At 73.9% G+C, this 25,721-nt stretch carries 24 protein-coding genes; 16 read left to right on the top strand and 8 right to left on the bottom strand.

The annotated features are described in order from the left end of the window. Nucleotides 1–136 precede the first annotated feature (136 nt). From ACTWM8_RS17310 to ACTWM8_RS17300, 3 genes are all read left to right on the top strand, one after another. Nucleotides 137–1,363 carry a glycosyltransferase family 4 protein gene (locus ACTWM8_RS17310; RefSeq protein WP_446209926.1) on the top strand — a complete coding sequence of 409 codons (1,227 nt, stop codon included), beginning with the start codon at nucleotides 137–139 and terminating at the stop codon, nucleotides 1,361–1,363. A gap of 128 nt (nucleotides 1,364–1,491) precedes the next feature. Further along, nucleotides 1,492–3,279 (top strand): DUF4012 domain-containing protein, encoded by a 1,788-nt coding sequence (locus ACTWM8_RS17305; protein WP_446209925.1) that lies wholly within the window; start codon nucleotides 1,492–1,494, stop codon nucleotides 3,277–3,279. A gap of 12 nt (nucleotides 3,280–3,291) precedes the next feature. Next, nucleotides 3,292–3,921, top strand: a complete 630-nt coding sequence (locus ACTWM8_RS17300) for a hypothetical protein (RefSeq protein WP_446209924.1) — start codon at nucleotides 3,292–3,294, stop codon at nucleotides 3,919–3,921. Between the two features lie 110 nt (nucleotides 3,922–4,031). On the opposite strand, the gene ACTWM8_RS17295 is transcribed toward ACTWM8_RS17300, so the two are convergent. Further along, nucleotides 4,032–4,826, bottom strand: a complete 795-nt coding sequence (locus ACTWM8_RS17295; protein ID WP_446209923.1) for a GNAT family N-acetyltransferase — start codon at nucleotides 4,824–4,826, stop codon at nucleotides 4,032–4,034. A gap of 96 nt (nucleotides 4,827–4,922) precedes the next feature. On the opposite strand from ACTWM8_RS17295, the gene ACTWM8_RS17290 reads away from it, so the two are divergent. Then, entirely contained in the window at nucleotides 4,923–5,948 is a 1,026-nt protein-coding gene (locus ACTWM8_RS17290) for a DUF817 domain-containing protein (RefSeq protein ID WP_446209922.1), read from the top strand. A gap of 458 nt (nucleotides 5,949–6,406) precedes the next feature. Continuing rightward, the gene (locus tag ACTWM8_RS17285) at nucleotides 6,407–7,000 is read left to right on the top strand and encodes a hypothetical protein (RefSeq protein WP_446209921.1); all 594 of its coding nucleotides are present in this window, start codon (nucleotides 6,407–6,409) and stop codon (nucleotides 6,998–7,000) included. A 69-nt stretch (nucleotides 7,001–7,069) separates the two neighbouring features. Here the strand turns inward: ACTWM8_RS17285 and ACTWM8_RS17280 are convergent, their stop codons facing one another. Continuing rightward, nucleotides 7,070–8,440 (bottom strand): alpha/beta hydrolase family protein, encoded by a 1,371-nt coding sequence (locus ACTWM8_RS17280; protein ID WP_446209920.1) that lies wholly within the window; start codon nucleotides 8,438–8,440, stop codon nucleotides 7,070–7,072. A 168-nt stretch (nucleotides 8,441–8,608) separates the two neighbouring features. Beyond that, entirely contained in the window at nucleotides 8,609–9,946 is a 1,338-nt protein-coding gene (gene gdhA, locus ACTWM8_RS17275) for an NADP-specific glutamate dehydrogenase (RefSeq protein WP_446209919.1), read from the bottom strand. Between the two features lie 116 nt (nucleotides 9,947–10,062). Here gdhA and ACTWM8_RS17270 point away from each other — a divergent pair, with 116 nt between their 5' ends. The 4 genes from ACTWM8_RS17270 (at nucleotide 10,063) to ACTWM8_RS17255 (ending at nucleotide 13,020) form a co-directional block, all read left to right on the top strand. Further along, nucleotides 10,063–10,371, top strand: a complete 309-nt coding sequence (locus tag ACTWM8_RS17270) for a MazG-like family protein (RefSeq protein WP_088961804.1) — start codon at nucleotides 10,063–10,065, stop codon at nucleotides 10,369–10,371. A 741-nt stretch (nucleotides 10,372–11,112) separates the two neighbouring features. Further along, the gene (locus ACTWM8_RS17265) at nucleotides 11,113–11,709 is read left to right on the top strand and encodes a hypothetical protein (protein WP_446209918.1); all 597 of its coding nucleotides are present in this window, start codon (nucleotides 11,113–11,115) and stop codon (nucleotides 11,707–11,709) included. 483 nt (nucleotides 11,710–12,192) lie between these two features. Then, nucleotides 12,193–12,612 carry a protein-tyrosine phosphatase family protein gene (locus tag ACTWM8_RS17260; protein WP_446209917.1) on the top strand — a complete coding sequence of 140 codons (420 nt, stop codon included), beginning with the start codon at nucleotides 12,193–12,195 and terminating at the stop codon, nucleotides 12,610–12,612. A gap of 174 nt (nucleotides 12,613–12,786) precedes the next feature. Continuing rightward, nucleotides 12,787–13,020, top strand: a complete 234-nt coding sequence (locus tag ACTWM8_RS17255) for a hypothetical protein (RefSeq protein ID WP_446209916.1) — start codon at nucleotides 12,787–12,789, stop codon at nucleotides 13,018–13,020. A gap of 18 nt (nucleotides 13,021–13,038) precedes the next feature. On the opposite strand, the gene ACTWM8_RS17250 is transcribed toward ACTWM8_RS17255, so the two are convergent. Beyond that, nucleotides 13,039–15,312 carry an ATP-binding cassette domain-containing protein gene (locus ACTWM8_RS17250; protein ID WP_446209915.1) on the bottom strand — a complete coding sequence of 758 codons (2,274 nt, stop codon included), beginning with the start codon at nucleotides 15,310–15,312 and terminating at the stop codon, nucleotides 13,039–13,041. Nucleotides 15,313–15,428: 116 nt separating this feature from the next. On the opposite strand from ACTWM8_RS17250, the gene ACTWM8_RS17245 reads away from it, so the two are divergent. The 5 genes from ACTWM8_RS17245 to ACTWM8_RS17225 all read left to right on the top strand — a co-directional run bounded on the left by ACTWM8_RS17245 (nucleotide 15,429) and on the right by ACTWM8_RS17225 (nucleotide 20,581). Continuing rightward, complete coding sequence (locus ACTWM8_RS17245; RefSeq protein ID WP_446209914.1) at nucleotides 15,429–16,163, top strand: MerR family transcriptional regulator; 735 nt, start codon at nucleotides 15,429–15,431, stop codon at nucleotides 16,161–16,163. Between the two features lie 43 nt (nucleotides 16,164–16,206). Beyond that, nucleotides 16,207–17,454 carry a D-alanyl-D-alanine carboxypeptidase family protein gene (locus ACTWM8_RS17240; RefSeq protein WP_446209913.1) on the top strand — a complete coding sequence of 416 codons (1,248 nt, stop codon included), beginning with the start codon at nucleotides 16,207–16,209 and terminating at the stop codon, nucleotides 17,452–17,454. A gap of 74 nt (nucleotides 17,455–17,528) precedes the next feature. Then, nucleotides 17,529–18,317: a peptidylprolyl isomerase gene (locus ACTWM8_RS17235; protein WP_377611616.1), complete on the top strand. Its 789-nt coding sequence runs from the start codon at nucleotides 17,529–17,531 to the stop codon at nucleotides 18,315–18,317. A gap of 105 nt (nucleotides 18,318–18,422) precedes the next feature. Beyond that, entirely contained in the window at nucleotides 18,423–19,682 is a 1,260-nt protein-coding gene (locus ACTWM8_RS17230; protein WP_446209912.1) for a D-alanyl-D-alanine carboxypeptidase family protein, read from the top strand. Next, nucleotides 19,679–20,581 carry a M15 family metallopeptidase gene (locus ACTWM8_RS17225; RefSeq protein ID WP_446209911.1) on the top strand — a complete coding sequence of 301 codons (903 nt, stop codon included), beginning with the start codon at nucleotides 19,679–19,681 and terminating at the stop codon, nucleotides 20,579–20,581. Before ACTWM8_RS17230 ends, ACTWM8_RS17225 begins: the two co-directional genes overlap by 4 nt. A 42-nt stretch (nucleotides 20,582–20,623) precedes the next feature. On the opposite strand, the gene ACTWM8_RS17220 is transcribed toward ACTWM8_RS17225, so the two are convergent. Next, nucleotides 20,624–21,661 carry a M36 family metallopeptidase gene (locus ACTWM8_RS17220; protein WP_446209910.1) on the bottom strand — a complete coding sequence of 346 codons (1,038 nt, stop codon included), beginning with the start codon at nucleotides 21,659–21,661 and terminating at the stop codon, nucleotides 20,624–20,626. Between the two features lie 121 nt (nucleotides 21,662–21,782). On the opposite strand from ACTWM8_RS17220, the gene ACTWM8_RS17215 reads away from it, so the two are divergent. Beyond that, nucleotides 21,783–22,283: a DinB family protein gene (locus ACTWM8_RS17215; RefSeq protein WP_446214582.1), complete on the top strand. Its 501-nt coding sequence runs from the start codon at nucleotides 21,783–21,785 to the stop codon at nucleotides 22,281–22,283. 40 nt (nucleotides 22,284–22,323) lie between these two features. Here the strand turns inward: ACTWM8_RS17215 and ACTWM8_RS17210 are convergent, their stop codons facing one another. Together ACTWM8_RS17210 and ACTWM8_RS17205 are read right to left on the bottom strand one after the other, a co-directional pair. Beyond that, entirely contained in the window at nucleotides 22,324–23,145 is an 822-nt protein-coding gene (locus tag ACTWM8_RS17210; RefSeq protein WP_446209909.1) for an alpha/beta hydrolase, read from the bottom strand. Between the two features lie 98 nt (nucleotides 23,146–23,243). Beyond that, nucleotides 23,244–23,846, bottom strand: a complete 603-nt coding sequence (locus tag ACTWM8_RS17205; protein WP_446209908.1) for a TetR/AcrR family transcriptional regulator — start codon at nucleotides 23,844–23,846, stop codon at nucleotides 23,244–23,246. A 171-nt stretch (nucleotides 23,847–24,017) separates the two neighbouring features. On the opposite strand from ACTWM8_RS17205, the gene ACTWM8_RS17200 reads away from it, so the two are divergent. Next, entirely contained in the window at nucleotides 24,018–24,698 is a 681-nt protein-coding gene (locus ACTWM8_RS17200; protein ID WP_446209907.1) for an NADPH-dependent F420 reductase, read from the top strand. Here the strand turns inward: ACTWM8_RS17200 and ACTWM8_RS17195 are convergent. Continuing rightward, complete coding sequence (locus ACTWM8_RS17195) at nucleotides 24,682–25,698, bottom strand: helix-turn-helix transcriptional regulator (RefSeq protein WP_446214581.1); 1,017 nt, start codon at nucleotides 25,696–25,698, stop codon at nucleotides 24,682–24,684. The genes ACTWM8_RS17200 and ACTWM8_RS17195 overlap by 17 nt on opposite strands. Between the last annotated feature and the right edge of the window lie 23 nt (nucleotides 25,699–25,721).

Here is a 25,721-nt window from a genome sequence, read left to right as displayed (position 1 = left end):
CGCCGGGATCGTCCGCGCCGGGGGCGGCTGGTTGCCGCCGTCCCCGGGCGCGGGCGGCGGCCCGCACTGCGGCGCGCCGCAGCGTGTCGACCCGCTCCGGCAGCGGGTCGGCCGCCCCGCCGAGGGGGACCCGCTGATGAGGGTCGGCATCCTGTCCTACCACTTCCCGCCCGAACCGGCCTTCATCCCGGGCAGCCTCGCCGAGGAGCTGGCCGCCCGGGGGCACGAGGTGCGGGTGCTGACCGGCTTCCCGGACTATCCCGGCGGGCACGTCTATCCGGGCTGGCGGCAGCGCTGGCGGCACCTGACCCGCAGCGAGCGGCTGACCGTACGACGGGTGCCCCGCTACGCCGGCGGTGACGGCTCCACCGGCGCCCGGATGGCCAGTCACCTCTCCTTCGCCGGCAGCGTGGCGATGGTCGGGCGCCGCTACCTGGCCGACGTTGACGTGCTCTACGTCTTCCAGCTGCCCGCGACGACGTTCGCCACCGCCGCGCTGCTGCGGATGCTCGGCCGGGTGCCGACCGTGCTGCACGTGCAGGACCTCTGGCCGGAGGAGGAGGTGACCGGCGACGGCGCGCAGCGGCAACGCGGGCCGGGACGGCTCGCCATCACGATGCGCCGGGTGCTGCGCGAGGCGGACGCCCTGGCGGTCACCGCGCCGTCCATGCGGGACCTGGTGCTCGCCGACGGCGTCGACCCCGACCGGGTGCGGGTGGTGCTCAACTGGACCGACGAGCGGATCTTCCAGCCGGTCCGGCCCAGCCGCGCCGCGCAGGGATTCGTCCGACGCGACGGGCGGTGCGTGGTGATGCACGCCGGCACGATCGGGGTACGGCAGGGGCTGGAGACGGCGGTGCGCGCGGCGGCGGCGCTGGACGGACGGATGGACCTGGTGCTGGTGGGCTCGGGCGCGGAGGAGCGGCGGGTGCGGGGGCTCGCCGCCGAGCTGCGGGCGGAGAACGTCCGCTTCGTGGAGCGCCGGTCGCCGCTGGACATGCCCGAGCTGTACGCGGCCGCTGACTACCAGCTGGTCATGCTCCGGGACCTGCCCGAGCTGCGCGGCACGGTGCCCGGCAAGTTGCAGGCCGCGTTGGCCTGCGCCGCGCCGGTGATCGCCTCGGCCGGTGGGGACACCGCGGAGCTGGTGGAGCGGGCCCGGGCGGGACTGTCCTGCCCGCCCGAGGACTGGGCCACGCTGGCCGACCGGTTCTGGCTCGCCTCGACCATCCCGGCCGCCGCGCGCTCGGAAATGGGGCGGCGGGGGCGCGAGACGTACCTGCGGGAAATGTCGCTGCGGGCGGGGGTGGACCGGGTCGAGGACCTGCTCAACCAGGTGGCGCTGGCCCGCCGCAGCCGCTGAGCACTCGAACGATCCTCGCAGAACGCTTTTTAAGGCCGTAAAGCGGCGAAAGCCGCAGGTCCGCGTGGTTATTCATGCTAGAAAACGGATGAATCGTCATTAGTGTCCGTTTCGAAGTGGAGACCGGTGTGACCGAGAGCGGTGTGTCGCGTCGCGGCCGCAGGCGCCTGCGGCGACGGACCAGGGCACGCATCCGGCGGGCGCTGCTCGTCGGACTCGTGGTCGGGTCCCTGCTCCTGGCCGGCTCCGGATGGGTCGCCTTCCGGGGCTGGCAGGCGCGGGCCCACCTGCTCAACGCCGCCGGTCTCGCCCGGGAGCTGAGCGCCCAGATCGTCGGCGGGGACGCCGCGCGGGCCCAGCGCACCCTCGCCGCGCTCCAGGAGCAGGCCGGGGCCGCCCGGGACGCCACCGGCGACCCGAGCTGGTGGCTGGGGCAGCGCTCCCCGTACGCCGGTGACGACCTGGGAGCGGTACGCCAGATCGCGGTCGCCATCGACGACCTCGCCCGGCGCGCGTTCCCCACGCTGGTGCGTACCGACCTCGCCACCCTGGTGCCGAGGGAGGGGCGGCTGGACGTGGCGCGGCTGCGGGCCGTCTCGACCGAGTTGGCCGACGTGAACACCGCGGTGCGGGAGACCCGTACCCGCCTCGACGCGGTGCCGACCACCGACCTGGTCGGACAGGTGCGCACGGCGCTGACCGACCTGCGGGCGGAGATCGACCGGCTGGCCGGCCTGACCGGAGCGGCCGACCAGGGGGCGAAGGTGCTCCCGGCGCTGCTCGGGGCCGACGGGCGCCGCACCTACCTGCTGGTCTCGCAGAATCCGGCGGAGCTGCGCGCCACCGGCGGGATGCTCGGGGCGTACGCGGTGATCCGCGCCGACAACGGCCGGGTCGAGATCGTGACGCAGGGCAGTGCGGTGGACCTGCGGCGGTTCGATCCGCCCGTCGCCACGCTCTCGGCTGAGATGCGCCGGCTCTACACCGACCTGCCCGCGATCTATCCGGCGGACGTCAACCTGACCCCGCACTTCCCGACCGCGGCGAAGCTCTACCGGGAGATGGTCCGGCTCCGTACCGGCACCACCGTGGACGGTGTGCTGGCGGTCGACCCGGTGGCGCTGTCGTACCTGCTGGCCGCGACCGGCCCGGTCGCGGTGCCGGGCGGGCCGAAGCTCGCCGCCGACACCGTCGTCCGCACGTTGCTCTCCGACACCTACCGGAGCATGGGCCTGAAGGAGCAGGACGCCTACTACGCGGCGGCCGCCGCCGCCGTGTTCGACGCGTTTCTCGCGGCGAAAGTCGACCCAAAGGCTGTTTTGTCCGCTTTCGACCGCTCTATAGCGGAAAGAAGGATATTGTTCTGGAGTGCCCGGTCAGAGGAACAGCGCATCTTCGGCGAAGGCCGGGTGAGCGGAATCCTGCCCGAGCGCGAGACGGTGCCCAGCGTCGGGGTGTTCCTCAACGACGGCAGCGGCGCGAAGCTCGGCTACTACCTGAAGCCGGCGGCGCAACTGACCGTCGGTGAGTGCCAGGGCGAGGGGCGCCGTCAGCTGCGCCTGCGGTTCAGCCTGCGTTCCTCGGCGCCGACGTCCGGCCTGACCAGGTCGGTGCTGGGCGCCGGGAAGGCCGGCGACCCGTACACCATCCGCACGTTGGTGTACATCTTCAGCCCCGCCGGCGGCGCCGTGATGGGCGCCCGGATCGACGGGGCGGACGCTGCCCTGGGCAGCGGCACGGAGCGGCGCCGGCAGGTGGGCGTGGCGAACGTCGAGGTCCCGCCCGGGGCCACCCGGACGCTCGACGTCGACCTGCTGACCGGGAGGAACACCGCCGGTACGCCCGAGCTCTGGCTCACCCCCACAGCCACCCCATGGACCACCCAAGTTGTTTCCGCACCAAGCTGCAACCAGTAGGAGGAGACCACCATGCGGCTATCCCGCATCATCATGGCGCTCACGGCCGGCCTGGCCGTCGTGCTGGCGCCGACCGCGGCGGGGGCGGCGCAGCCGCAGCCGACCCCTGGCGTGCCCGAGCCACCGCCCGACTACGTGCCGCAGCCGGCAGCCCTGACGGCGAACCGGACGACGATCGTCATCGGCCAGACCGTGGTGCTCACCGGCACCAACTTCGGTCGCACCGAGACCGTCGACATCGACGTGAGCGTGACGCCCCTCGCCGCCTCCGTCCCCGGTCAGCCGGCGCGCCGCAGCGACGGCAGCACCGTCGCGATGGCGGCGGTCGCCTACCCGCAGCCGGCGCCGCGGCACTTCACCGCGTACACCAACGAGGCGGGCCGGTACACCAAGAGCTACCGGCCGACCGAGGTCGGCCAGCTCACCTTCACCGCGACCGGTCGCGACTCCCACCGGACGGCCAGCGTGACCATCACGGTGCTGCCGAAGAAGCACGGCGGGAACCAGCTCCCCGTCACCGGTGACAGCATGGGCACCCCGCTCAAGGTCGGCGGCGGTCTCGTCGGCGCGGGGGCGGTCCTGATGCTGGGCAGCCTGGTGTGGCGCCGGCGCAACCGCTTCGGCATGGGGTCGACACGCTGATCCCGCACGCCGGGCAGGGCCCGGAACAGTGAGGGCGGGCGCCCGTCGGAGGATTCCGGCGGGCGCCCGCACGTGTTCCGGCGCTCACGGGCGCATGCCGGTGCGCCCGGTTAGGGCTGCGCGTCCGGCGACTCGTCGTCGCCCGGCAGTGGCACCGTGAGCACCCGGGCCACCGGGCGGAAGCCGGCCTCGTCGTACATCCGGCGGGCCGGATTGCCGTCGGCAACCGACAGCCCCACCCGGGGCAGCCCGGCCGCATGCGCCCCGCGCAGCGCGTGGCCGAGCAGCGCCCGCCCCAGCCCCCGCCGCTGCGCCGCCGGCGCCACCCCGAGGTTGAGGATCCAGGCGCAGAGGTCCTCGGTCCACGGCACCGGCCCGGCGGCGAGCACGTGACCGGCGCTGCGCCCGTCCGGACCGACCACCCGCGCCGAGGCCGGCAGCAGCGGTGGGACCGGCTCGGCCCGCTCGAACATCCCGCGCACCTCGGCGGTGTCGCTCGGTTGCCACCGCCCGTCCGGGTGGTCCGGCCCGTACGCCGCCGCCAGCCCCTCGGCCAGGTCGTCGTCCCACCCGGCGGGTGCCCAGGACCAGCCGGCGGGCAGCGGCACCGGCTCCGGTACGTCGGTCAGGTCGTGCCGCATGTCCGTGGCGGCCCGGCGCAGCGTCAGACCCCCGGCGACCAGCGCGGCGGTCAGGGCGTCGTCCGGCGTCTCCAGCCGCGCGCCGGCGAGGTCCCGGCGCGCCTGGGCGGCGAGCACCCGCACGTCCGCTCCCGGCAGCGGTGTCACCTCCCCGGCCACGCGTTCACCGTCGTCGTCGCGCAGCCGCAGCCGGGCCAGCGGTGTGCCGTCGTCGGTGCTCAGCAGGTGTCCGGCGGATGGTTCGGGGTCGGGGTGCAGCGGCATCCCCGCACCGTAGTGGCGGGGTGGGCGCCTCCTCCACCGGGTTCGCCGTGACTCTGCCGACCGTGCCGGGCGTGATGCCTCCGCTGCACCCCGTCGGTGCCGGTTGAGCTGCGCCGGCACGATAGCGTCGCGGCGATGCGTACCCCTTCCGGACCGGCCACCCTGACCACGGCCGAACGCGCGATCGATGCCCGCTTGCGCGCGATCCTGGCCCGGCTGCCCCGGCGCGGCCCGGCCGGCTGGCTGACCGAGTTCGCGGTCTTCGGGCTCAAACAGGCCTGGGCGTGCGTGTTCGGTGGGGCGATGCTGGCGGTCACCTTCGCGGCGCATCTGTGGTTCCCGCAGGACGCGCCGTTCGCCCGCAACGACGTCCTGACTCTCGCCGCGGTCGTCATCCAGATCGCGATGGTGGCCGGACGCCTGGAAACCCTGCGCGAACTGCGGGTGGTGGTGCTGTTCCACCTCGTCGGCACGGCGATGGAGCTGTTCAAGACGCACATCGGCTCGTGGTCCTACGCGCCCGACGGCGTCCTGCGGCTCGGCTCGGTGCCGCTGTTCAGCGGCTTCATGTATGCCGCGGTGGGCTCCTACATGGTCCGGGTCAACCGGCTGTTCGACCTGCGTTTCGTGCGCTACCCGAGGCGCTGGGTGACGGCTGTCGTGGCCGCCGCGATCTATGCCAACTTCTTCACCAACCACTACGTCCGGGACGTGCGGTGGCTGCTCGTCGCCGTCGTCGCTCTGGTGTTCGGGCGCTGTGTCATGCAGTTCCGGATCTTCCGGTTCCGGTGGCGCATGCCGCTCCTGCTGGCCTTCTTCCTCGTCGCCGTCTTCATCTGGCTCGCGGAGAACATCGCCACCTGGTCGCATGCCTGGCTGTATCCCAGCCAGGTGGGCGGTTGGCACCCGGTCTCGGCGACGAAGCTCGCGTCGTGGTTCCTCCTCATGATCATCTCGGTGGTGCTGGTCACCTGGATCTCACCGCCGCAGCCGCCCGACGACCGATCGCCGGCCGCAGCGGTGGGCGCCGACGTGGCCGAGCCTCCCTCGGTATCCCCGACGACAAGCGGCCCGCAGAACGTCGCCACGGGCCTGGGCGGTCACGGGCGGCACGAGAGGTAAGCCGACTGCGGCCTGTCCCTTACCGGGCGCGTTCGGTACGGGCGGGCGTCCCCTGCGGCCTCGTCGTCGCCGGACGCGATGTCCCGTCAGGTGCGGGATGTCCGGGTCCGCTCGTAAGCGATGTCCGGTATCCGGGTGACCGTGCGCGGTGTCCCGTGACCGCCGGCACCCCGGCGACGGAATGGCGGCGGGGCCGGCGTCGTTACATCCTCCGTACGACCGCAGCAGCAACCCCGCTGGCCTGGCCCGATGATGTGGCCGCCGCGGGATGCGGGGCCCCCGGAATGATGGTGGGCCGCCGGTCGTTACACATGGTCCCGGCGCCACGAGCCCCCCGCTCGCGATGACCTGCCGGGCAGAGACTTTCCCCTGTGATCTTTTGAGCGCCCTGTCGTGGTGCCTGCGCGCGTGCTCGACCCCCGTCGAGTCGTGGCGCCAACCCCCGAAGGAGCTACCCCATGAACACGATGATGCGTAAGAGCGTTCTCGGTATCGCTGGTCTGGCCGTCGCCGGTGGTCTCGCCGCCGGTCCGCTGAACCACGGCACCACCGACACGGTCGACACCCGGGCCGCCGCCGTCGCGGTGCGGGCGGACAAGCCGGCCGCGGACAAGGGCAAGCTGATCCCGCACGGCGTGCAGGGCAAGCAGTCCCGTATCGACCTGGGCGACGAGCAGACCGCCAACGCCAAGGCGATCATCGCCGCGACGAAGAAGTCGGGCATGGACGAGCGGGCCGCCGTCGTCGCGATCGCCACGAGCCTGCAGGAGTCGAAGCTGGAGAACCTGGGTCACCTGGGTGACCGCAACGACCACGACTCGCAGGGCCTGTTCCAGCAGCGCCCGTCCTCGGGTTGGGGCACCGTTGAGCAGATCACCGACCCGGAGTACAGCACGATGGCGTTCCTCAAGGGCCTGAAGCAGGTCGACGGCTGGCAGGACATGCCGCTGACCGAGGCCGCGCAGACCGTGCAGGTCTCGGCCTACCCGGACCACTACGCGCAGTGGGAGCGGCAGGCTGCCGACCTGGTCGCCGAGCACTGGAACAGCTGACCCCACCTGAACGACGCGCTGGCCGGCACCCCCGAGCGGGGTGCCGGCCAGCGGCGTGTCCGGGTCCGGTCAGGGGCACGCGGAGTAGAGCCGACGGGTGCCCACGCCGGTGGCGTACGCGGCCCGGTCGCTGAACCGGCAGCCGAAGTCCGCCGCCGCGACCGCCTTCGGGTCGGCGACCGCGTCACCGCCGGGGCGGGCGCCGGTGCGTACCCAGGACACCAGGTCGTCCCAGGCGGCGCCGGCCTCGGCCGGGGTGAACTCGCAGTGCTGGCTGGCCCGGATGGCCCGCTGCACGACCAGCCGGCTGCGGCCGTGCCACGCCGCGTCGCGGGCGTACGCCTGCTCCATCGAGAACGGCACGAACAGGTCACCCAGGTCGTGCAGGCTGAGCACCGGGGCGGTGGGCCGCCCGGCGATCCGCGGCACCTCGGTCAACGTGGGGGAGAGCCGCTGCCGGACGTTCTCCGGCGCGACCCGCTGGACGGCGGCGTTGACGTCCACCGGCGTGTTCGGCGTGTAGCGGGTGAGCAGATTGGTGGCGAGCTGCCCCGGCCGCTGGGCGGGGGAGTCGCCGCCGTTGGTGGTGCTGATCCCGAAGAGGAAGTCCTTCCAGACCGCGAAGGCCCGGTCGGCGCCCGGACGCGGGCCGCCGGAGCGGTTGATGACGATCTCCCGGAGCTGCTTGCCGCGCTCGTTGGTGGTGTCCGGCCCGGTCGGGGTGAGCCCGGCGAGGCCGAGCGCGACCTGGATCCGCGGCACCGCGTTGGTCAGGTAGTCCGCCGGCGTGGGGTAGGCGGGCACCCCGGCGAGGGCCTGCGCGACCAGGTTGTAGTCGAGGAAGAAGTCCAGCAGCTGGTGGTCGCCCAGGACGCCGCACATCGGCAGCGCCCCGTCGTAGTAGCCGGGGTACTGCTCCAGCGAGCGGCCGATGATGTAGCCGCCCATCGACACCCCGGTCAGGTACGTCCGGTGTGGCCGCCGCACGGTCCCGGCGAAGAGATCGGCCAGCTCCCGGGTGCTGACCACGCCGGAGCGGATGTCGAAGCCGTTGGTGGAGTACGACGACGCCGCCCAGGCGTACCCCTGGTCCAGCAGGCGTTGCCGCAGGCCGTAGTTGGGGGTCTCCGGGGAGAGCACGGTGGTCTGCCCCCGGTAGCCGTGCGCCCACATGACCAGCTCGCCGTTCCACGCCGGGGGGATCTCGATGATGTAGCCGGCGTGCCGGTGCACGCCCTGCCGGACGGTCGACGGGGTGCCCCGCACGTCGAGCGGCGCGAGCGGCGGGTTGCTGATGGTGTAGCCGGGCAGTGGCTGGGAGCCGTCGCCGTCACGGTCGGCGGCGGCGGCGGGCGCCGCGCCGGCGAGCCCGACGGTCAGGGCGAGGGTGGCGCCGGCGGCGAGCAGGCGGCGGACGAGTCGGGTGGATGAGGACAGCATCGATGCTCCCCCGGGGACGGTGCCGCCCCAGTGCGCGGGCGGCCAGGCGGGACGGTGCCTACCGGCCGGTAGCGCCCTGAAGCTAGGCCCCGCCGTCGAACGCTGTCAATGCCCTCCTGACCGAACGGTCAGCCGATACCGACTGACCGCCCGGTCAGGACGGTGGGCTCAGACCAGGCCGTGCGCGAGCATCGCCTCGGCGACCCGGCGGAAGCCGTTGATGTTGGCGCCGGCCACGTAGTCGCCCGGCAGGCCGTACTCCTCGGCGGTGGCCCAGCAGCGGGCGTGGATGTCCCGCATGGTCTCCCGCAACCGCTGCTCCGACTGGGCGAACGTCCACGAGTCCCGGCTGGCGTTCTGCTGCATCTCCAGCGCGCTCACCGCCACGCCGCCGGCGTTGGCCGCCTTGCCCGGGGCGAACCTCACCCCGGCCCGGCCGAGGATGCGCACCGCCTCCGGGGTGGTCGGCATGTTCGCCCCCTCGACCACCGCCACGCAGCCGCCGGCGACCAGCGCCGCGGCCTCCGCGCCGCCGATCTCGTTCTGCGTCGCGCAGGGCAGGGCCAGGTCGCAGGGCACCTCCCAGACGGTACGGCCGGAAACCGCCACCGCGTGCGGCACGTGCCGCACGTAGTCGTCCAGCCGGACCCGGCGCTGCTCCTTCAGCTCCCGCAGCAGCTCCAGGTCGATGCCCTTCTCGTCCAGCACGTAGCCGTCCGAGTCGGAGCAGGCCACCACCGTCCCGCCGAGCTGGTGCACCTTCTCGATCGCGTACGTCGCCACGTTGCCCGACCCGGAGACGACCACCCGCTTGCCGTCCAGGCTGTCCCCGGTCTGCGCGAGCATCTCCTCGGCGAAGAACACCGCGCCGTACCCGGTCGCCTCGGTGCGCACCTGCGCACCCCCGTACGACAGGCCCTTGCCGGTCAGCACCCCCGACTCGTACCGGTTGGTGATCCGCTTGTACTGCCCGAACAGGTAGCCGATCTCCCGGCTGCCCACCCCGATGTCCCCGGCGGGCACGTCGGTCTGCTCGCCGATGTGCCGGTACAGCTCGGTCATGAAGCTCTGACAGAAGCGCATCACCTCGCGGTCCGAGCGGCCCTTCGGGTCGAAGTCCGCGCCGCCCTTGCCGCCGCCGATCGGCAGGCCGGTCAGCGCGTTCTTGAAGATCTGCTCGAAGCCGAGGAACTTGACGATCCCCAGGTAGACCGACGGGTGGAAGCGCAGGCCACCCTTGAACGGGCCGAGCGCGCTGTTGAACTCCACCCGGAATCCCCGGTTGACTTGGACCCGGCCGTGGTCGTCCTCCCACGGCACCCGGAAGATGACCTGCCGCTCCGGCTCGCAGATCCGCTCGATGATCCGCGCCCGCGCGTACTCGGGGTGACGGGCCAGGGCGGGGCCGATGCTCTCCAGCACCTCCCGTACCGCCTGGTGGAACTCCGGTTCGCCCGGGTTCCGGCTGACCACACTGGCGAACACCGACTCGACGGCCTCCGGCATCACACCGCACGTCCCTTCCGGTCCAGCTGGCGGCATCGTCGCCACCACCGGGCCGGCGTCATCCCGCCGACCGTCCCCGGATACGGATCGTCACCCCTGTCCGGTTCACTGATCAGATGGACGAGTCGATCTGGAACGCCGTACGGGCCTCGCGGGGCTGGCTGGACGCCGCCAACGGCACCGGGCAGGCGGAGCTGACCTGCCGCATCCTCAAGCTCACCGAGGAGGCCGGCGAGGCGGCCGGCGCCTGGATCGGCGTGCTCGGCCAGAATCCGCGCAAGGGGGTCACCCACACCCGCGAGGACGTCGCCGCCGAACTCGCCGACGTGGTCTTCACCGCGCTGGTCGCCATCGAGAGTCTCGGCCTGGACGCCCGGTCGGTGGTCGCCGAGTGCGCCGCCAAGGTCCGCGCCCGCACCTCCTGACCCGCCCGCCCCGCAGGTCCGCGCCGCCCGGCCACCCCTTGCCCCCGGATAAGCGAATCGCCCCGCCCGGGCCCCAGCCCGCCGCCGACTCGTCGCCTCCGCGATTTGCGGTGTGTTGCGGAGACATGGGCGCGGGATCCCGGGACACGCCGCAAACCGTGCGCCCCTATAGGTGGCCCGGCGCCGGTTTGCCGTGAGTGCAGGCGGCCGGCGACCTGAGGGCGGGCCGCGACCTGCGGGCGGAGCTGCGAACTGAGGGCGGCATCGCGCGGGGTTGTCCCGATCCGATCCGTCGGCTCGCCGTGTCGGGATGTCCGGTTCCGGCCGGATCGGCGTGCCCGGTTGTCTGGCTCCCGGTTTGGCATCCGCGTGCCGGATGTCCGGTTATCGGGTCCGCTGGGCGTGCCCGGATGTCCGGGTCTGGGTCAGCCAGTGTCGGGTCGTCCCGTGACCGGCGGCACCCGCACGCCGGAATGATGGCCGGGCCGGGGTCGTTACATCACCTGGACGATCGCAGCAGCAACCCCGCTGGCCTGGCCCCATCACGTGGCCGGCCCGGGGATGGGCCCCCGGAATGATGGCGGGCCGCCGGTCGTTACACATGGACCCGGCGCCGAGCCCCCCGCTCGTGAAGCCTGCCGGGCGAAGACTTTCCCTTGATCTTTTGAGCGCCGTCGTAGTGCTTGTGCCCGCTCGACCCCCATCGAGCCTGGGTGCCAACCCCCGAATGGAGCCACCCTCATGAACACCACCATTCTGCGTAAGAGCGTGCTGGGTATCGCTGGTCTGGCCTTCGCCGGTGGCGTCTTCGCCGGCCCGGTCACCGAGGCCCACGCCGCCCCGGCCATGGACGCCAAGCCGGTTGCCGTGGTGCAGGCCGACAAGCCGGGTGTGGACAAGGGCAAGCTGATCCCGCACGGTGTGCAGGGCAAGCAGTCCCGCATCGACGTGGGCGGCGAGCAGACGAAGAACGTGAAGGCGATCATCGCGGCGACGAAGAAGTCGGGCATGGACGAGCGGGCCGCCGTCGTGGCCATCGCGACCAGCCTGCAGGAGTCGAAGCTGGAGAACCTGGGTCACCTGGGTGAGCGCAACGACTACGACTCGCAGGGTCTGTTCCAGCAGCGTCCGTCCTCGGGTTGGGGCACGGTCGAGCAGATCACCGACCCCGAGTACTCCACGATGGCGTTTCTGAAGGGTCTGAAGCAGGTCGACGGTTGGAAGGACATGCCGCTGACCGAGGCCGCGCAGACCGTGCAGGTGTCGGCCTACCCGGACCACTACGCCCAGTGGGAGCAGCAGGCCGCCGACCTGGTCGCCAAGCACTGGAACAGCTGACCCGCACCTGAACCATCACGCTGGCCGGCACCCCGAACGGGGTGCCGGCCAGCGGTGTTTGGCCCGCGAACCAACAAGGAGAGGGTGGGGTTCGGGGCGGTGAGGGCCCGCGTGGCGCTCGCCCACGACGGGGGTGTGGCCCGCCGTGCCCGGCGCAGCGATCAAGCCTGACCGCCCGGAGCCGGGCACGGCGGGCCACACCCCACCCACCGACCAGCGCAACCCACGGACCGGAACAACCAGTGGCACGCGTCACCAGAGCGGGTGGAAGACCCGGAGCGGGTAGCCTGTTGAGTCAGGTGTCGGTGTGTCCAGTGTCCCCGGGCCTCACCTAAATTGCCTTCGCGGAATACCGTTCGGCTGGAGCCGCGTCGTGCCACTCGCCGAGAGGCGACCTGCACACCGACACCCCAGCGCCGCCCCCGACCCACCAGGGCCGGGGGCGGCGCTGTTTCGTACGCCTCGGGCGGCAGAATCACCGGCGTGGACTGGTCCGAGACGACCGGGGTGGTCGTACTGCCCAGCGGCGCGACCGTGCGCGGTCGCCGCGTCGGCGATCCCGCCTCGCCCGCCGACTTCGCCCTGCTCCTGGCCGCGGGCCCGGTCCCGGCCTGGCCGCACCGCCGGATCCGGTGGCCCGACTTCTGGTTGCCGCTCGACCGCGCCGACGCCCTCGACGCGCTGGGGGAGGCCCTACGCCGGGCGCACGACGGCGCGCGGGTCGAGGTGGCGTGCCGGGGCGGCGTCGGCCGGACCGGGACGGCGCTGGCCGCCCTGGCGATCCTGGACGGCCTCCCGCCGGACCGGGCGGTGGGCTGGATACGCGAGCGGTACCACCCGCGGGCGGTGGAGACGCCCTGGCAGCGGCGCTGGCTGCGCCGGCTGGATGACGTCGGCGCGTGACCCGGCGGGCGGTGCACCGGCTGTGGTACTGGTTACCTCGGCGGTTCCCGCAGCTCAGAACGGGTACAACCCGGCCACGATGATCGGCCGCGCCGCCGGTCGGCGCGGCACCAGGGCCGGCGGCCGGCGACGGTCGCCGTCCCCGGTCGCTCTCCACGCAAGGCAGGTACCACCATGGCCGCAGCCGACCCCCACTACCGGGGTACGCACCGCCGCCCGCTGTCCACCCCCGGCCACCTCGGACGGATCACCCTCTCGCTGGCCGTGCTCAGCGTGCTGGCGACGCTCTTCCTGGACGTCTTCCTGGTGACCGCCGCGCTGTCCATGCTGATGGTCGGCCCGGTGGTGCTTGTCGTGCAGCGGTGGCGGGACCGGGCCGGTCCCGAGGAGCCGGTGACCACCGGCTGAGCCGGTCCGGCCGCCGCGCTACCCGCCGAGGTACTCGCGCAGGTGGCGAGCGGTGAGGGTGTCGCCCTGCGCGACCAGTTCCGCGGGGGTGCCGGTGAACACGATCCGGCCGCCGTCGTGCCCGGCCCCGGGGCCGAGGTCGATGATCCAGTCGGCGTGCGCCATCACCGCCTGGTGGTGCTCGATGACGATCACCGTGTTGCCGTCGTCGACGAGCCGGTCCAGCAGGGCCAGCAGCTGGTCGACGTCGGCCAGGTGCAGGCCGGTGGTGGGCTCGTCCAGCACGTACGTGCTCGACTTCTCGGCCATCCGGATGGCCAGCTTCAGCCGTTGCCGCTCGCCACCGGAGAGGGTGGTCAGCGGCTGACCGAGGCTGAGGTAGCCCAGGCCGACGTCGGCCAGCCGGTCCAGCACGACGCGGGGCTGGCCGCCGGGGAAGAACTCCCGGGCCTCGGTGACCGACATCGCGAGGACCTCGCTGATGTTCTTCCCGCGCAGCGTGTACGTCAGCACCTCGTCGGTGTAGCGGCGCCCCTCGCAGCTCTCGCACACCGAGGCGACGCCGGCCATCATCGCCAGATCGGTGTAGACCAGCCCAATGCCCTTGCAGGTCGGGCAGGCGCCCTCGGAGTTGGCGCTGAACAGGGCCGCCTTGACCCCGTTGGCCTTGGCGAAGGCGGTACGGATCGGGTCGAGCAGCCCGGTGTAGGTGGCCGGGTTGCTGCGTCGGGAACCGCGGATGGGGGACTGGTCCACCACGACCACCCCGCCGCGGCGCGGCAGCGAGCCGTGGATCAGTGAGCTCTTGCCCGAGCCGGCGACCCCGGTGACCACGGTGAGCACCCCGAGCGGGATGTCGACGTCGACGTCGCGCAGGTTGTGCAGGTCGGCGCCGCGGATCGGCAGCTGCCCGGTCGGACGGCGTACCGGGTGGCGGAGGGTGACCCGGTGGTCGAGGTGGCGCCCGGTGAGGGTGTCGGAGCGGCGCAGGCCGGCGACGTCACCGGTGTAGCAGATGCGGCCGCCGGCCGAGCCGGCGCCGGGCCCGAGGTCGACGACGTGGTCGGCGATCGCGATGGTCTCCGGCTTGTGCTCCACGACCAGCACCGTGTTGCCCTTGTCGCGCAGGCGCAGCAGCAGGTCGTTCATCCGGGCGATGTCGTGCGGGTGCAGCCCGACGGTCGGTTCGTCGAAGACGTACGTCACGTCGGAGAGGCTGGAGCCCAGGTGCCGGACCATCTTGACCCGCTGCGCCTCGCCACCGGAGAGGGTCGCCGACTCGCGGTCGAGGCTGAGGTAGCCGAGACCGATCTCCACCAGCGAGTCCAGCGTCTCGCGCAGGGTGGCCACCAGCGGAGCCACCGACGGGTCGTCCACGGCGCGGACGAACTCCGCCAGGTCACTGATCTGCATGGCGGAGCACTCGGCGATGTTGCGCCCGGCGATCCGCGAGGAGAGCGCCGCCGGGTTGAGCCGGGCGCCGCCGCAGTCGGCGCAGGTGGAGAAGGTGACCGCCCGGTCCACGAACGCCCGGATGTGCGGCTGCATCGACTCGCGGTCCTTGGCCAGGTAGAGCCGGCGCACCTTCACCGCCAGCCCCTCGTACGTCCAGTTGTTGCTGCCCATCTTGATCTTCGTGGCCGGCTTGTGCAGGAAGTCCTGCCACTGCTGCGGGGTGTAGTCCTGCAGCTTGGCGTCGGGGTCGAACAGGCCGGAGCCGACGATGGTCTGCCAGTACCAGGAGTCGACGGCGAAGTTCGGGACCAGGATCGCCCCGTCGTTGAGCGACCGCTCCACGTCGACCATCGCCTGCACGTCGAGGTCGGAGACCCGGCCCAGCCCCTCGCAGGTCGGGCACATCCCCTCGGCGAGGTTGAAGCTGAACGCGCCGGCCGGCCCGACGTGCGGCTGCCCGAGCCGGCTGAACACGATCCGCAGCATCGCGTACGCGTCGGTCGCGGTGCCGACCGTCGAGCGGGAGTTGGCGCCCATCCGCTCCTGGTCGACGACGATCGCCGCGCTCAGGTTGCGCAGCGCGTCCACGTCCGGCCGGCTCAGGCTCGGCATGAAGCTCTGCAGGAAGGCGCTGTACGTCTCGTTGATCAGGCGTTGCGACTCGGCGGCGATGGTGCCGAAGACCAGGGACGACTTCCCGGATCCGGAGACCCCGGTGAAGACGGTGAGTCGGCGCTTGGGGATGTCGACCGAGACCCCGGTGAGGTTGTTCTCCCGGGCGCCTCGTACCTCGATGACGTCGTGGCTGTCGGCGGCGTTCCGCGCTGGCTGTTCCATGGATTCGATCGTCTCATTCAAGTTCCTATGCAAGCTTTGACGCCGGCTCCCCGAGCAGCGCCGCGCGATGTGGGCGGGAAAGTCTCAAACCACGTAGCAGGCGATAGGCTGACCCGGTGAAGGACGGGCGGTTGCGGGTGGTCGACGTCGCGGCCACCGCCGGGATCTCCACCCAGCAGGTGCGCAACTATCTCGACGAGGGGGTCCTGCCTCCGGTCGAGCGCACCCCGAGCGGCTACCGGGTGCTCACCGTCGCGCACGTGCGGGCGCTCGCCGTGCTGCGCCGGATGGCCGAGGGGCACGGCTGGGCGCGTACCCGGGAGGTGATGCTCGCGGTCCACCGGGGCGACCTGGCGGCGGCGCTGACGGCGCTGGACGCCGGCCACGCCGAACTGGACCGCGAGCGGACCGAGATCCGCCGCGTCCTGGGCGCCTTCGAGACGGTGGTGGTCAGCCCGCCGGTCGTGGTGCCCGCGCCCCGGCGCGGCGCCCGGATCGGCGAGGTCGCTGACCTGGTCGGCGTCCGCACCTCGCAGCTCCGGCTGTGGGAGGAGCGGGGGTTGCTGCGGCCGGCGCGCGAACCGGGCACGAGCTACCGGCTGTACGACGCGGCGGAGCTGCGCGCCGCGCAGGTCGTCGCGCTGCTGCGCCGGGGCGGCTACCCCTTCGAGATCGTGACGGCGGTCCTCGACGAGATGCGCACCAGCGGCCGGCCCCAACGGGTGCACGCCGAGCTGGCCCGGCGCGAGCAGGACCTGCACCGGCGCAGCCTGCGGCGGCTGCGCGCCTCGGCCACCCTGTACGACTACCTCGCCGAGACCGGGCTCGCCGGCCCCGGGCGGCGGGGGTGAGCCGCGCCGGGCCCGCCGGCCGGCCTCGGTAGGGTGCCTGACCATGAGAGCCCGGGTCCTGGCCGCCGCCACCGTCGCCGTACTCCTCAGCACCGGGACCGCCGTCCCGGCGGACGCCGCGCCGCCGACGGCCCTGGCTCCCGGCGTGACCGCGCCCTGCCCGAAGCTGCCGACGCCGGCGGTGACCCGTCCGCCCCGTCCGACCCCACCGGAGCCGGTGCCCGCGCAACGTGCGGTGGGCGGGGAGGCGCTGGCCACCCCCGGCCTGGTCGTGCCGCCCGGCACGCCCGCGCCGCCGCCGGTCACCGCCACCTCCTGGCTGGTCGCGGACCTGGACAGCGGCGAGGTGCTCGGCGGCTGCGGCCCGCACGAGTACGCCACCCCGGCGAGCGTGCAGAAGCTGCTGCTGGCCGCCACCATGCTGCCGAAGCTGGACCCGAAGCAGGTGGCCACGGTGACCCGCGACGACCTGGACATCGAGCCCGGCAGCTCCGCGGTGGGCCTGCTGGTGGGCGGCCGGTACCCGGTGGAGACGGTCTGGCTCGGGCTGCTGCTCCAGTCCGGCAACGAGGCGGCGAACCTGCTGGCCCGGCTCGGCGCCGGCAGCGCGGAGGCCGGGGTGCGGGAGATGAACGCCGAGGCGCGCCGGCTCGGCGCGTTGCAGACCCACGCGGTGACCCCCTCCGGCCTGGACGGCCCGGGCCAGTTCACCAGCGCCTACGACCTGGCGCTGATCGCCCGGGTCTGCTTCGCCAACCCCACCTTCCAGCGGTACGCGCTGACCGAACGCGCCCAGATCCCCGCCCAGCCCGCCCTGCGCAAGCGCGGCTTCCAGATCCAGAACGAGAACCCGCTGATCCACGACTACCCGGGTGCGCTCGGTGGCAAGACCGGCTTCACCGACCTGGCCCGGCACACCTACGTCGGCGCCGCCGAGCGGAACGGCCGGCGGCTGGTGGTCACCCTGCTCAACGCCGAACGACGGCCGGTACGGGCCTGGGAGCAGGGCGCCCGGCTGCTCGACTGGGGCTTCTCGCTGCCGCCGGACTCCTCGGTGGGCCGGCTGGTGCAGCCGGGGGAGGTCACCGGGGACGGCGCCGCTGCGACCCCGTCGGCGGGCCCGGACGCCGGGGCGGCCGTGGCCGCCGGCCGGTCGTCCGGTGGCGCCCCGGAGTGGCTCGGCGGGGCGGTGGTCGGCGGCTCGGCGGGGCTGGTCGGGCTGCTCGCCGCGCTGCTGGCGGTCGGGCGACGGCGTCGCCGGCCCCGGCGGCGCGCGGTCCAGTGGGATTGACCGGCGTCGACAACCGGCCGACACCTCCATAGACTCCGGTCTTTCTGGTACCACGAGTCCAGGGAGGACCCCACGTGTCGAGCGAACCCCGACCGCCCGCCACCCCGCCGCGGCTGTCCGTGGCCCCGACGCTGCGCCGCCTCGCCGGCGTGACGCTGGCCTCGGCCGCGCTGGTCGTCGCCGGCGGCACCGCCGCGGTCGCCGCGCCGGGCACCGACGCGTCCGCGCCGCCGCGGACGACCAACGGGCCGTGCGCGTACACCGAGACGCCCGACGAGCCCGCGGCCCGGCCGGTGCCGTTGCCCCCGGACCCCCGGCGCACGCCGGACCGGGGCACCGTGCGGGTCACCCTGCGCACCAACCAGGGCCCGATCGGGCTGACGCTGGACCGGGAGCAGGCCCCGTGCACAGTGCAGAGCTTCCTGCACCTGGCCCGGCACCGGTTCTACGACCGCACGCCCTGCCACCGGCTGACCGCGTACCCGACGCTCAAGGTGCTCCAGTGCGGTGACCCGTCCGGCACCGGCGAGGGCGGCCCCGGCTACCGGTACGCCGACGAACTGCCCACCGACCTGCCGCCGGCGCCGACCGACCCGACCGGCGTCCGCCGGCTCTACGCGCGCGGCACCCTCGCCATGGCCAACGCCGGGCCGGACACCAACGGCAGCCAGTTCTTCCTGGTGCAGGCCGACTCGGCGCTGCGCCCCAACTACACGGTCTTCGGCTCGGTCGACGCGGCCGGTCTGGCCACGCTCGACCGGATCGCCGCCGGCGGGATCGCGCCCACCCCGGAGGACCCGGCGCCGGTCGACGGGGCGCCCGCCCAGCCGGTGGAGATCTGCAAGGTCGCCCGGCGGCACTGACCCGGACGCGGCGGGGCCGGGATCCTAGCGGCCCGGCCCCGCCCGCCGGCGGTGATTGCGCGGAAGGGGGGAGCGGACCGCCGCGCCTCACTACCGTGCGACAGAGTGAGAGTCACCAGTCGGATCGTCGCCGCCGTCGCCGCCGTCCTGCTGTCGCCGGCGGGCACCCCGGCCGTCGCCGTCCCCGCCCGCACCGCTGTCGCCACCACCGGGACCGGCGCCGTCAGGACCGGCCCGTGCCCGTCCGTACCGTCGGGGTCCCGGCCGCCCCGGCCGGCGCCACCCCGGGCGGACCCGGCGCAGCGGGCCGTCGGCGGGGCCGCCCTGGCCACCCCGGGCCTGGCGACGCCCGCCGGGTCGCCCGCGCCGCCGGCCGTGCCGGCGACCTCATGGCTGGTCGCGGACCTGGACAGCGGCGCCGTGCTCGGCGGCTGCGGGCCCCACGAGTACGCCACCCCGGCGAGCGTGCAGAAGCTGCTGCTCGCCGCCACCATGCTGCCCCGGCTCGACCCCCGGCAGGTCGTCACCGTCACCGCCGGGGACCTCGACATCGAACCGGGCAGCTCCGCGGTGGGGCTGGCCGAGGGCGGTCGCTACCGGATCGAGACGATCTGGCTGGGGCTGCTGCTGAAGTCCGGCAACGAGGCGGCCAATGCGCTCGCCCGGCTCGGCGGTGGCCCCGACGGACAGGCCGGCGGCATCCGGGCGATGAACGCGGAGGCACACCGCCTGGGCGCGTTGCAGACCCACGCGGTGACCCCGTCCGGGCTGGACGGGCCCGGCCAGTTCACCAGCGCCTACGACCTGGCCCTGATCGCCCGGGCCTGCTTCGCCGACGCCAACTTCCGCCGCTACGACGCCACCCGGGAGGCGGTCGTGCCCGCGCAGCCGACGCTGCGGGAGAAGGCGTTCCAGATCCAGAACGACAACCAGCTGCTCTACCGCTATCCGGGCGCGCTCGGCGGCAAGACCGGCTACACCGACCTGGCCCGGCACACCTATGTCGGCGCCGCGGAGCGCGACGGGCGGCGGCTGGTGGTGACCCTGCTCGGCGCGGAGGCGACCGACCGGCGCGGCTGGGAGCAGGGTGCCGCGCTGCTGGACTGGGGCTTCGCGCTGCCCCGCGCCGCCGCCGTCGGCCGGCTGGTCCGCCCCGGTGAGCTGGCCTCGCCGCCGCCCACGGCCACCGGCACCCCGCCGCCGCTGGCCGCGGCGGGCGGACCGGCGCGGGTGGACCCGCTCGGACACCGGTGGGCGCGGCCCGGGCCGCTCGCCGGGGCGGCGCTGCTGCTGGTCGGGGCGACGGTCGTCGGCGCGTTGGCCGGGCGGCGTCGCCGACGGGCGGCCGCGGGGCGTCGGGCGTGACTTCCGCCCGGGCCCGCACCCGCGCGGTGACACCCGCGTCCCGGGTGCGGCCCGGCGCGGTGCCGCCGTCCGGCGCGCGGCGGGTCGCCCGGGTGCTGGCCCTGCTGCTGGCGGTGGCGGCGGTCGCCGGCTGCCAGCGGCCTCCCGGCCCGGCGCCGCGGCCCAGCGCGGTCACGCCGTCGCCGAGCGGCTCGCCCGCCCCGGCCGACTTCGTGCTGCTCTCCGAGGTCGACCCGAGCATCACGGTGGACATCCGGTACGCCACCGCGCACAACTTCGTGGGCCGGCCGGTCGACGGCTACCCCGAACCGCTCTGCCTGCTCACCCGCACCGCGGCCGAGGCGTTGCGCCGGGTGCAGACCGCCGCCCGTGCGCAGGGCCGCAGCCTGCGGGTGTACGACTGCTACCGACCCCAGCGGGCGGCCGACGACTTCGTCCGCTGGGCGAAGGACCCCGCGGATGAGAAGACGAAGGCCGAGTTCTATCCCCACGTCGCCAAGTCGAAGCTCTTCGACGACGGCTACATCGGCGCGCCCACCTCGCACAGCAGCGGCAGCACCCTCGACCTGACCCTGGAGCCGGTGCCGGCGTCGCCCGGGGCCACGTATCACCCGGGGCAGCCGCTGGTGGCCTGCACCGCACCGGCCGGTCAACGCTTCGCCGACGGCGGCGTCGACATGGGCACCGGCTTCGACTGCTTCGACCCCCGGGCGCACACCGCCGACCCGCGCGTCACCGGCACGCCCCGACAGAACCGGCAGCTGCTGCGCCGGCTGATGGAGCAGGCCGGGTTCGTCAACTACGACCGGGAGTGGTGGCACTACCGGTACGCCGACGAGCCGCACCCGCAGACGTACTTCGACTTCCCGGTGGCGGTGTCGTCGCTGCGCCCGCGCTGAGCCCGGGCCGGGGCGCCTCGACGGGCGCCCCGGCCGGTCGGCTCAGAGGATGCCGCGGGCCTCGAAGACCGTGCGGGTCGCGGCGGCGGCGGAGGCGCCGTAAAGCCGCCCGGCGGCGGAGACGGTGGCCAGCGCCGCGTCCCGGAACGTGGTGTCGGCGGCGAAGTCGAACTGCGCCTCGACGATGGCGGTGGTGGCGCGGCGGTCACCCAGGGCGGCGCGGATGTCCCACAGCGCCCCGGACCAGATCTCGCCGTCGGCGTGCACCTCGCCCTGCACGTCGCCCGGGTAGACCTTCGCCTCGTCGAGCCGGCGCAGGCAGTGCGGCGCGGTACGGGTGTAGGAGACCGCGTCCCAGTCGGCCACGCAGGCCTCCGGGGTGCGGGTCGGGGTGCCGGTGGCCCAGCTGGTCACCACCACCGCCAGGTAGTCGGAGAAGCCCTCGCCGATCGAGCCGGACTCCAGCGTGGTGCCGAAGCCCGGCACCTGCCCGTCCTGCACCGAGTGGCCGTACTCGTGGACGATCACCTCGGCGTCCTCGGCGTCGTCCACCCCGCCCTTGCCCAGCGTGATGTTCGCCTTGTCGTCGCGGAAGAACGAGTTGTCGCCGCCGAACTGGTCGATGCGCAGCTCGATCTGCCGCTGGTTGACCGGGCGCAGCGTGTTGCCGAAGCCCAGCGACTGCAGGTACGCCTGGGCGGTGTTCACCCAGTGGTAGCCCATCACCTGCTCGAACTGGTCGGCGTCACGGTGCCAGGCCGGGTAGCCGCCGGCCACCGTGCGGGCGGGCGTGCCGGTCTTGCTCTTGACCGCCACGTACCGGCCGGTGAGGGTGCCGGAACCGTCCAGGTTGGTCAGCCTTACCGACCGGTACGCCCCGGCCAGCGCGGCGTAGTCGGCGTCCTTCTGGTCGGTCAGCGACTGGTCGCCGAGCTGCTGCACGGGGTTGGGTGCGAAGACCGTCGCGGTGGCGGTGTGGTCGTAGGGGTCGCCGGCGGCCGAGGCGGTCGTGCCGCCGGCGACCAGCGCCGCGGTGACCGCCGAGGCGACCAGCGCGGATCTGGCGAGGTGGGGAGGCATCTCATGATCCCTTCGAGGGCGGATCGATCCGCCGAGACTAGGCTTCCCGCCGACCCCTGCCAACCCTCGACGGGCCGGTCACCGCCGCCCCGTCGACCGCGTCCGAGGAGCCGTTGTGGAGATGGAACGGATCGGCCCGCCGCTGCGCGCCGGGGAGCGGGAGACGCTGCGCGCGTTCCTCGACTTCCACCGGGCGACCCTGGTGATGAAGTGCCAGGGGCTGTCCGACGAGGAACTGCGGCGTCGGTCCATGCCGCCCTCGACGCTGACGCTGCTCGGCCTGCTGCGGCACCTGGCCGAAGTGGAGCGGACCTGGTTCCGGCGGGTGATCGACGCCGAGGACGTGCCGCTGATCTGGTCGGAGACGGGCGACTTCCAGGAGGCGTACGACCCGACCGGCTCGACCGGCGCGGACGCGTTCGAGGTGTGGCAGCGGGAGGTGGAGCACGCCCGCCGGATCGAGCGGGAGGCCGAGTCTCTCGACGTCACCGGGCACCAGGCGCGGTGGGGTGAGGACGTCTCGCTGCGGCTGGTGATGCTGCACATGATCCACGAGTACGCCCGGCACAACGGCCACGCCGACTTCCTCCGCGAGGGCATCGACGGCTCCGTCGGGGCGTGACCGTCCTGCTGCCCCGCCGTCGCCGGTGCGGCGTCCCGGCTCAGTGCCGGGCGCTGCCCGCCGGCGGGGCCTCGGCACCGGTCGGTGCCGCGCCGGGCAGCGGCAGCCAGGCCAGCACGTCGCGGATCTTGTCGTCCCAGTACGCCCAGTCGTGATCGCCGGGGGAGAAGTCCACGGTGACCGGGACGTCCCGGGCCCGTGCCGCCTCGACGAAGCGCACGTTGTCCTCGTGGAGGAAGTCCTCGGTGCCGCAGGCGACGTAGAGCGCCGGCAGGTCGGCGCCGGCCCGGCCGAGCAGCGCCACCGTGTCGTCGTCGCCGCCCGGCACGTCCCGGTCACCCCAGACGGTGTGCCACACGCCCGGATCGACCGGCCGGGTCGGGTGGTCCCGCCGGTGGGCCACGTTCAGCGCCCCGGAGAGGCTGGCGGCGGCGGCGAACCGGTCCGGTCGGCGCAGCGCCCACTTCACCGCGCCGTACCCGCCCATCGACAGGCCCGCGACGAAGGTGTCCTCCCGGCGCTCGGAGAGCCGGAAGAACGACCGGCACACCTGCGGCAGTTCCTCGGTGAGGAACGTCCAGTAGCGGTTGCCGTGTTCCTCGTCGGCGTAGAAGCTCCGCCCCGCCTGGGGCATCACCACGGCCAGGCCGAGCGGCGCGACGTACCGCTCGATCGCGGTGCGCCGGGTCCAGATGGTGTCGTCGTCGGTCAGGCCGTGCAGGAGGTAGAGCACCGGCGGATCGCCGGCCGGCGCGGCGCCGTCCATGCCGATCTGCGTCGAGGTGCGCTCCGGCAGGAGCACCGTCATCGACGTACCCATGCCCAGCGCCTCGGAGAAGAAGTCACAGCGGATCCGCGCCATGGGCGTGGATGCTACGCGCCGCCGCCGGCCATTCCACCGCCGCCGCCCGACGTGCCGGGGCCGTCGGCCCGGTGGTGGGTGACGCCCGGTCGGCCGGCTCAGTCGGCTCGACGCGGCGGGCAGGCGGCCGCGACGACGGCCTCGGCGGCCGCCCGGGCCGCCGCCGGCGCGGCGGGGTCGGCGTCGAGGACCCCGGCGGCCAGCCCGCCGTCGAGCAGCAGGGTTAGCTGCCGGGCCAGTCGGTCGGGGTGGGCGGCGCCGGCCCGGCGGGCCAGGTCGGTGACCCAGGCCCGGACCACGGCCTTGTGCTCCACCGTGCGGGCGTGCACGTCGCTGCCGGGCTGGCTCTCCGCGGCGGTGTTGATGAACGCGCAGCCGTGGTATCCCTCCCGCCGGCACGCCGAGCCCAGCGCGTCGAACATCCCGACCAGTTGGTCGCGGGGGTCGTCGCCGGCTTCTCGGGCGGCGGCGCGCAGCGCGCCGAACCAGGCCTGGTCCACCTTGTCGAGGTACGCCAGGACGAGGTCGTCCTTGCGCGGGAAGTGCTTGTAGAGGGTCGCCTTGGCCACCCCGGACTCGGCGATCACCGTGTCCACCCCGACGCCGCGCGGGCCGTGGGCGTAGAAGAGCCGGAAGGCAGTGTCCAGGATGCGGTCGCGCGCGCACTGCCGCGCCCCCGCCGTCGAGCCGGTCGCCGCCATCGTCACCACCTCCGTCGCTGCTGGTCAGCCAGCATACCGACTGGTCTGTCCACCCGGACGGTGTGGTGGCGGCGCGGTCTTTGTCCGGAGGTCCCTTGTGGGTAGACAGACCTGTCTGTTAGCTTCGTCATCGGCCGGGCGGCCGGCTTTCGACAACGGCAGGAGCGCACGATGAAGATCGCGGTACTGGGCACCGGCATGGTCGGGCAGGCTTTGGCGGGACGGCTGGCGCAGCTCGGCCACGAGGTCGCGGTCGGCACCCGGGACGTCGCCGCCACCCTCGCCCGCACCGACCCCGACGGCATGGGCAACCCGCCCTACCCCCGGTGGGCGCAGGCCCACCCGCAGGTCGGCCTGACCACCTTCGCCGAGGCGGTCGCCGGCGCCGAGCTGGTCGTCAACGCCACCTCCGGCGCGGTGTCGCTGGACGCGCTCGCCGCCGCCGGCGCGGAGCGCCTGGCCGGCAAGGTGCTGCTCGACATCTCCAACCCGCTCGACTTCTCCCGGGGCTTCCCGCCCAGCCTGTTCGTCTTCGACACCGACTCCCTCGGCGAGCGGATCCAGGCCGCGTACCCGGAGCTGAAGGTGGTCAAGGCCCTCAACACCCTCACCGCCGAGCTGATGGTCGACCCGAAGGCGCTCGCCGGTGGCGAGCACACCGTCTTCGTCGCCGGCAACGACGCGGACGCCAAGCGGACCGTGACCACGCTGCTGGAGAGCTTCGGGCACACCGACATCATCGATCTCGGCGACATCACCGGCGCCCGGGGCACCGAGATGGTGCTGCCGGTCTGGCTGCGCCTGATGGGCACCTTGAACACCCCGAGGTTCCAGTTCAAGATCGTCCGCTGAGCCGGCCGCCGTCGCTCGTGTCGACAGTGCCGTGGAGCAGCCCGGCGCCGGCGGCCGCCGCCGCGTAGCGGGCGGCCAGCCTGGCGAGCAGTTCCCGCAGCTCCGGCGGGTCGAGCACGTCGAAGTCGACGTCCAGGCTGCCCAGGAAGCCGGCCAGTTCGGGCAGCGAGTTCCCGCCCGTCTCCAGCAGACAGGTGCCCTCGTCCAGCGGCTCCAGCAGGCCGGCCGCGGGGGTGAGCAGCGCGGCGACCACGGCCGCCGGCGCGTGCAGCCGTACCCGGGCGGGGTGCCGCCACGCGACGGAGCCGACGCCCCGCCGCACCCGCCAGTCGACCTCGGCCTCGGGCACCTCCCGGGGCGCGAAGCGCGGACCGTTGGGCGATCGCGGGCGGATCCGGTCCGCGCGGAACGTCCGCCAGTCGGCCCGCTGCGGGTCCCAGGCCAGCAGGTACCAGCGGTGTCCGGTGTAGACCAGCCGGTGCGGCTCGACCTCCCGCCGGCTGTCGGCACCGTCGCGGCGGACGTAGTCGAAGCGCAGCCGCTCCCGCCGGTGGATCGCCGCCGCGACCTCGGTCAGCGTCGCCGCCGGCACCGTCGGACCGCCCCCGGCCGCCGAGACCGTGGCCGTCCGCAGCGCGTCCACCCGGTGCCGCAGCCGGGACGGCAGCGACTGCTCCAGCTTGGCCAACGCCCGCAGCGAGATCTCCTCGATGCCGGTGACCGTGCCCGCCGCGGCGGCCCGCAGGCCGACGGCGACCGCCACCGCCTCCTCGTCGTCGAGCAGCAGCGGCGGCAGGGCGCTGCCCCGCCCGAGCCGGTAGCCGCCCGCTGCCCCCGGCCGGGAGTCCACCCGGTAGCCGAGGGCGCGCAGCCGCTCCATGTCGGCGCGCACCGTCCGCGTGGTCACGCCCAGCCGGGCGGCCAGTTCGCCACCGGGCCAGTCCCGCCCGGACTGGAGCAGCGACAGCAACCGCAGCAACCGCACCGACGTCTCCACCATGCCGGACAGTCTGCCCGCCATTG

This window comes from Micromonospora sp. IBSANI012, assembly GCF_052814045.1.
Note: the sequence above shows the minus strand (reverse complement) of the source record. Positions and strands in the feature narration are given on the sequence as shown.

Bases quoted from the DNA above. Each gene is read 5' to 3' on its own strand.
- ACTWM8_RS17310 (WP_446209926.1), top strand. From the start codon at position 137: ATGAGGGTCGGCATCCTGTCCTACCACTTCCCGCCCGAACCGGCCTTC.
- ACTWM8_RS17300 (WP_446209924.1), top strand. From the start codon at position 3,292: ATGCGGCTATCCCGCATCATCATGGCGCTCACGGCCGGCCTGGCCGTC.
- ACTWM8_RS17295 (WP_446209923.1), bottom strand. From the start codon at position 4,826: ATGCCGCTGCACCCCGACCCCGAACCATCCGCCGGACACCTGCTGAGC.
- ACTWM8_RS17285 (WP_446209921.1), top strand. From the start codon at position 6,407: ATGAACACGATGATGCGTAAGAGCGTTCTCGGTATCGCTGGTCTGGCC.
- ACTWM8_RS17280 (WP_446209920.1), bottom strand. From the start codon at position 8,440: ATGCTGTCCTCATCCACCCGACTCGTCCGCCGCCTGCTCGCCGCCGGC.
- gdhA (WP_446209919.1), bottom strand. From the start codon at position 9,946: ATGCCGGAGGCCGTCGAGTCGGTGTTCGCCAGTGTGGTCAGCCGGAAC.
- ACTWM8_RS17270 (WP_088961804.1), top strand. From the start codon at position 10,063: ATGGACGAGTCGATCTGGAACGCCGTACGGGCCTCGCGGGGCTGGCTG.
- ACTWM8_RS17265 (WP_446209918.1), top strand. From the start codon at position 11,113: ATGAACACCACCATTCTGCGTAAGAGCGTGCTGGGTATCGCTGGTCTG.
- ACTWM8_RS17255 (WP_446209916.1), top strand. From the start codon at position 12,787: ATGGCCGCAGCCGACCCCCACTACCGGGGTACGCACCGCCGCCCGCTG.
- ACTWM8_RS17250 (WP_446209915.1), bottom strand. From the start codon at position 15,312: ATGGAACAGCCAGCGCGGAACGCCGCCGACAGCCACGACGTCATCGAG.
- ACTWM8_RS17240 (WP_446209913.1), top strand. From the start codon at position 16,207: ATGAGAGCCCGGGTCCTGGCCGCCGCCACCGTCGCCGTACTCCTCAGC.
- ACTWM8_RS17220 (WP_446209910.1), bottom strand. From the start codon at position 21,661: ATGCCTCCCCACCTCGCCAGATCCGCGCTGGTCGCCTCGGCGGTCACC.
- ACTWM8_RS17215 (WP_446214582.1), top strand. From the start codon at position 21,783: ATGGAACGGATCGGCCCGCCGCTGCGCGCCGGGGAGCGGGAGACGCTG.
- ACTWM8_RS17210 (WP_446209909.1), bottom strand. From the start codon at position 23,145: ATGGCGCGGATCCGCTGTGACTTCTTCTCCGAGGCGCTGGGCATGGGT.
- ACTWM8_RS17205 (WP_446209908.1), bottom strand. From the start codon at position 23,846: ATGGCGGCGACCGGCTCGACGGCGGGGGCGCGGCAGTGCGCGCGCGAC.
- ACTWM8_RS17200 (WP_446209907.1), top strand. From the start codon at position 24,018: ATGAAGATCGCGGTACTGGGCACCGGCATGGTCGGGCAGGCTTTGGCG.
- ACTWM8_RS17195 (WP_446214581.1), bottom strand. From the start codon at position 25,698: ATGGTGGAGACGTCGGTGCGGTTGCTGCGGTTGCTGTCGCTGCTCCAG.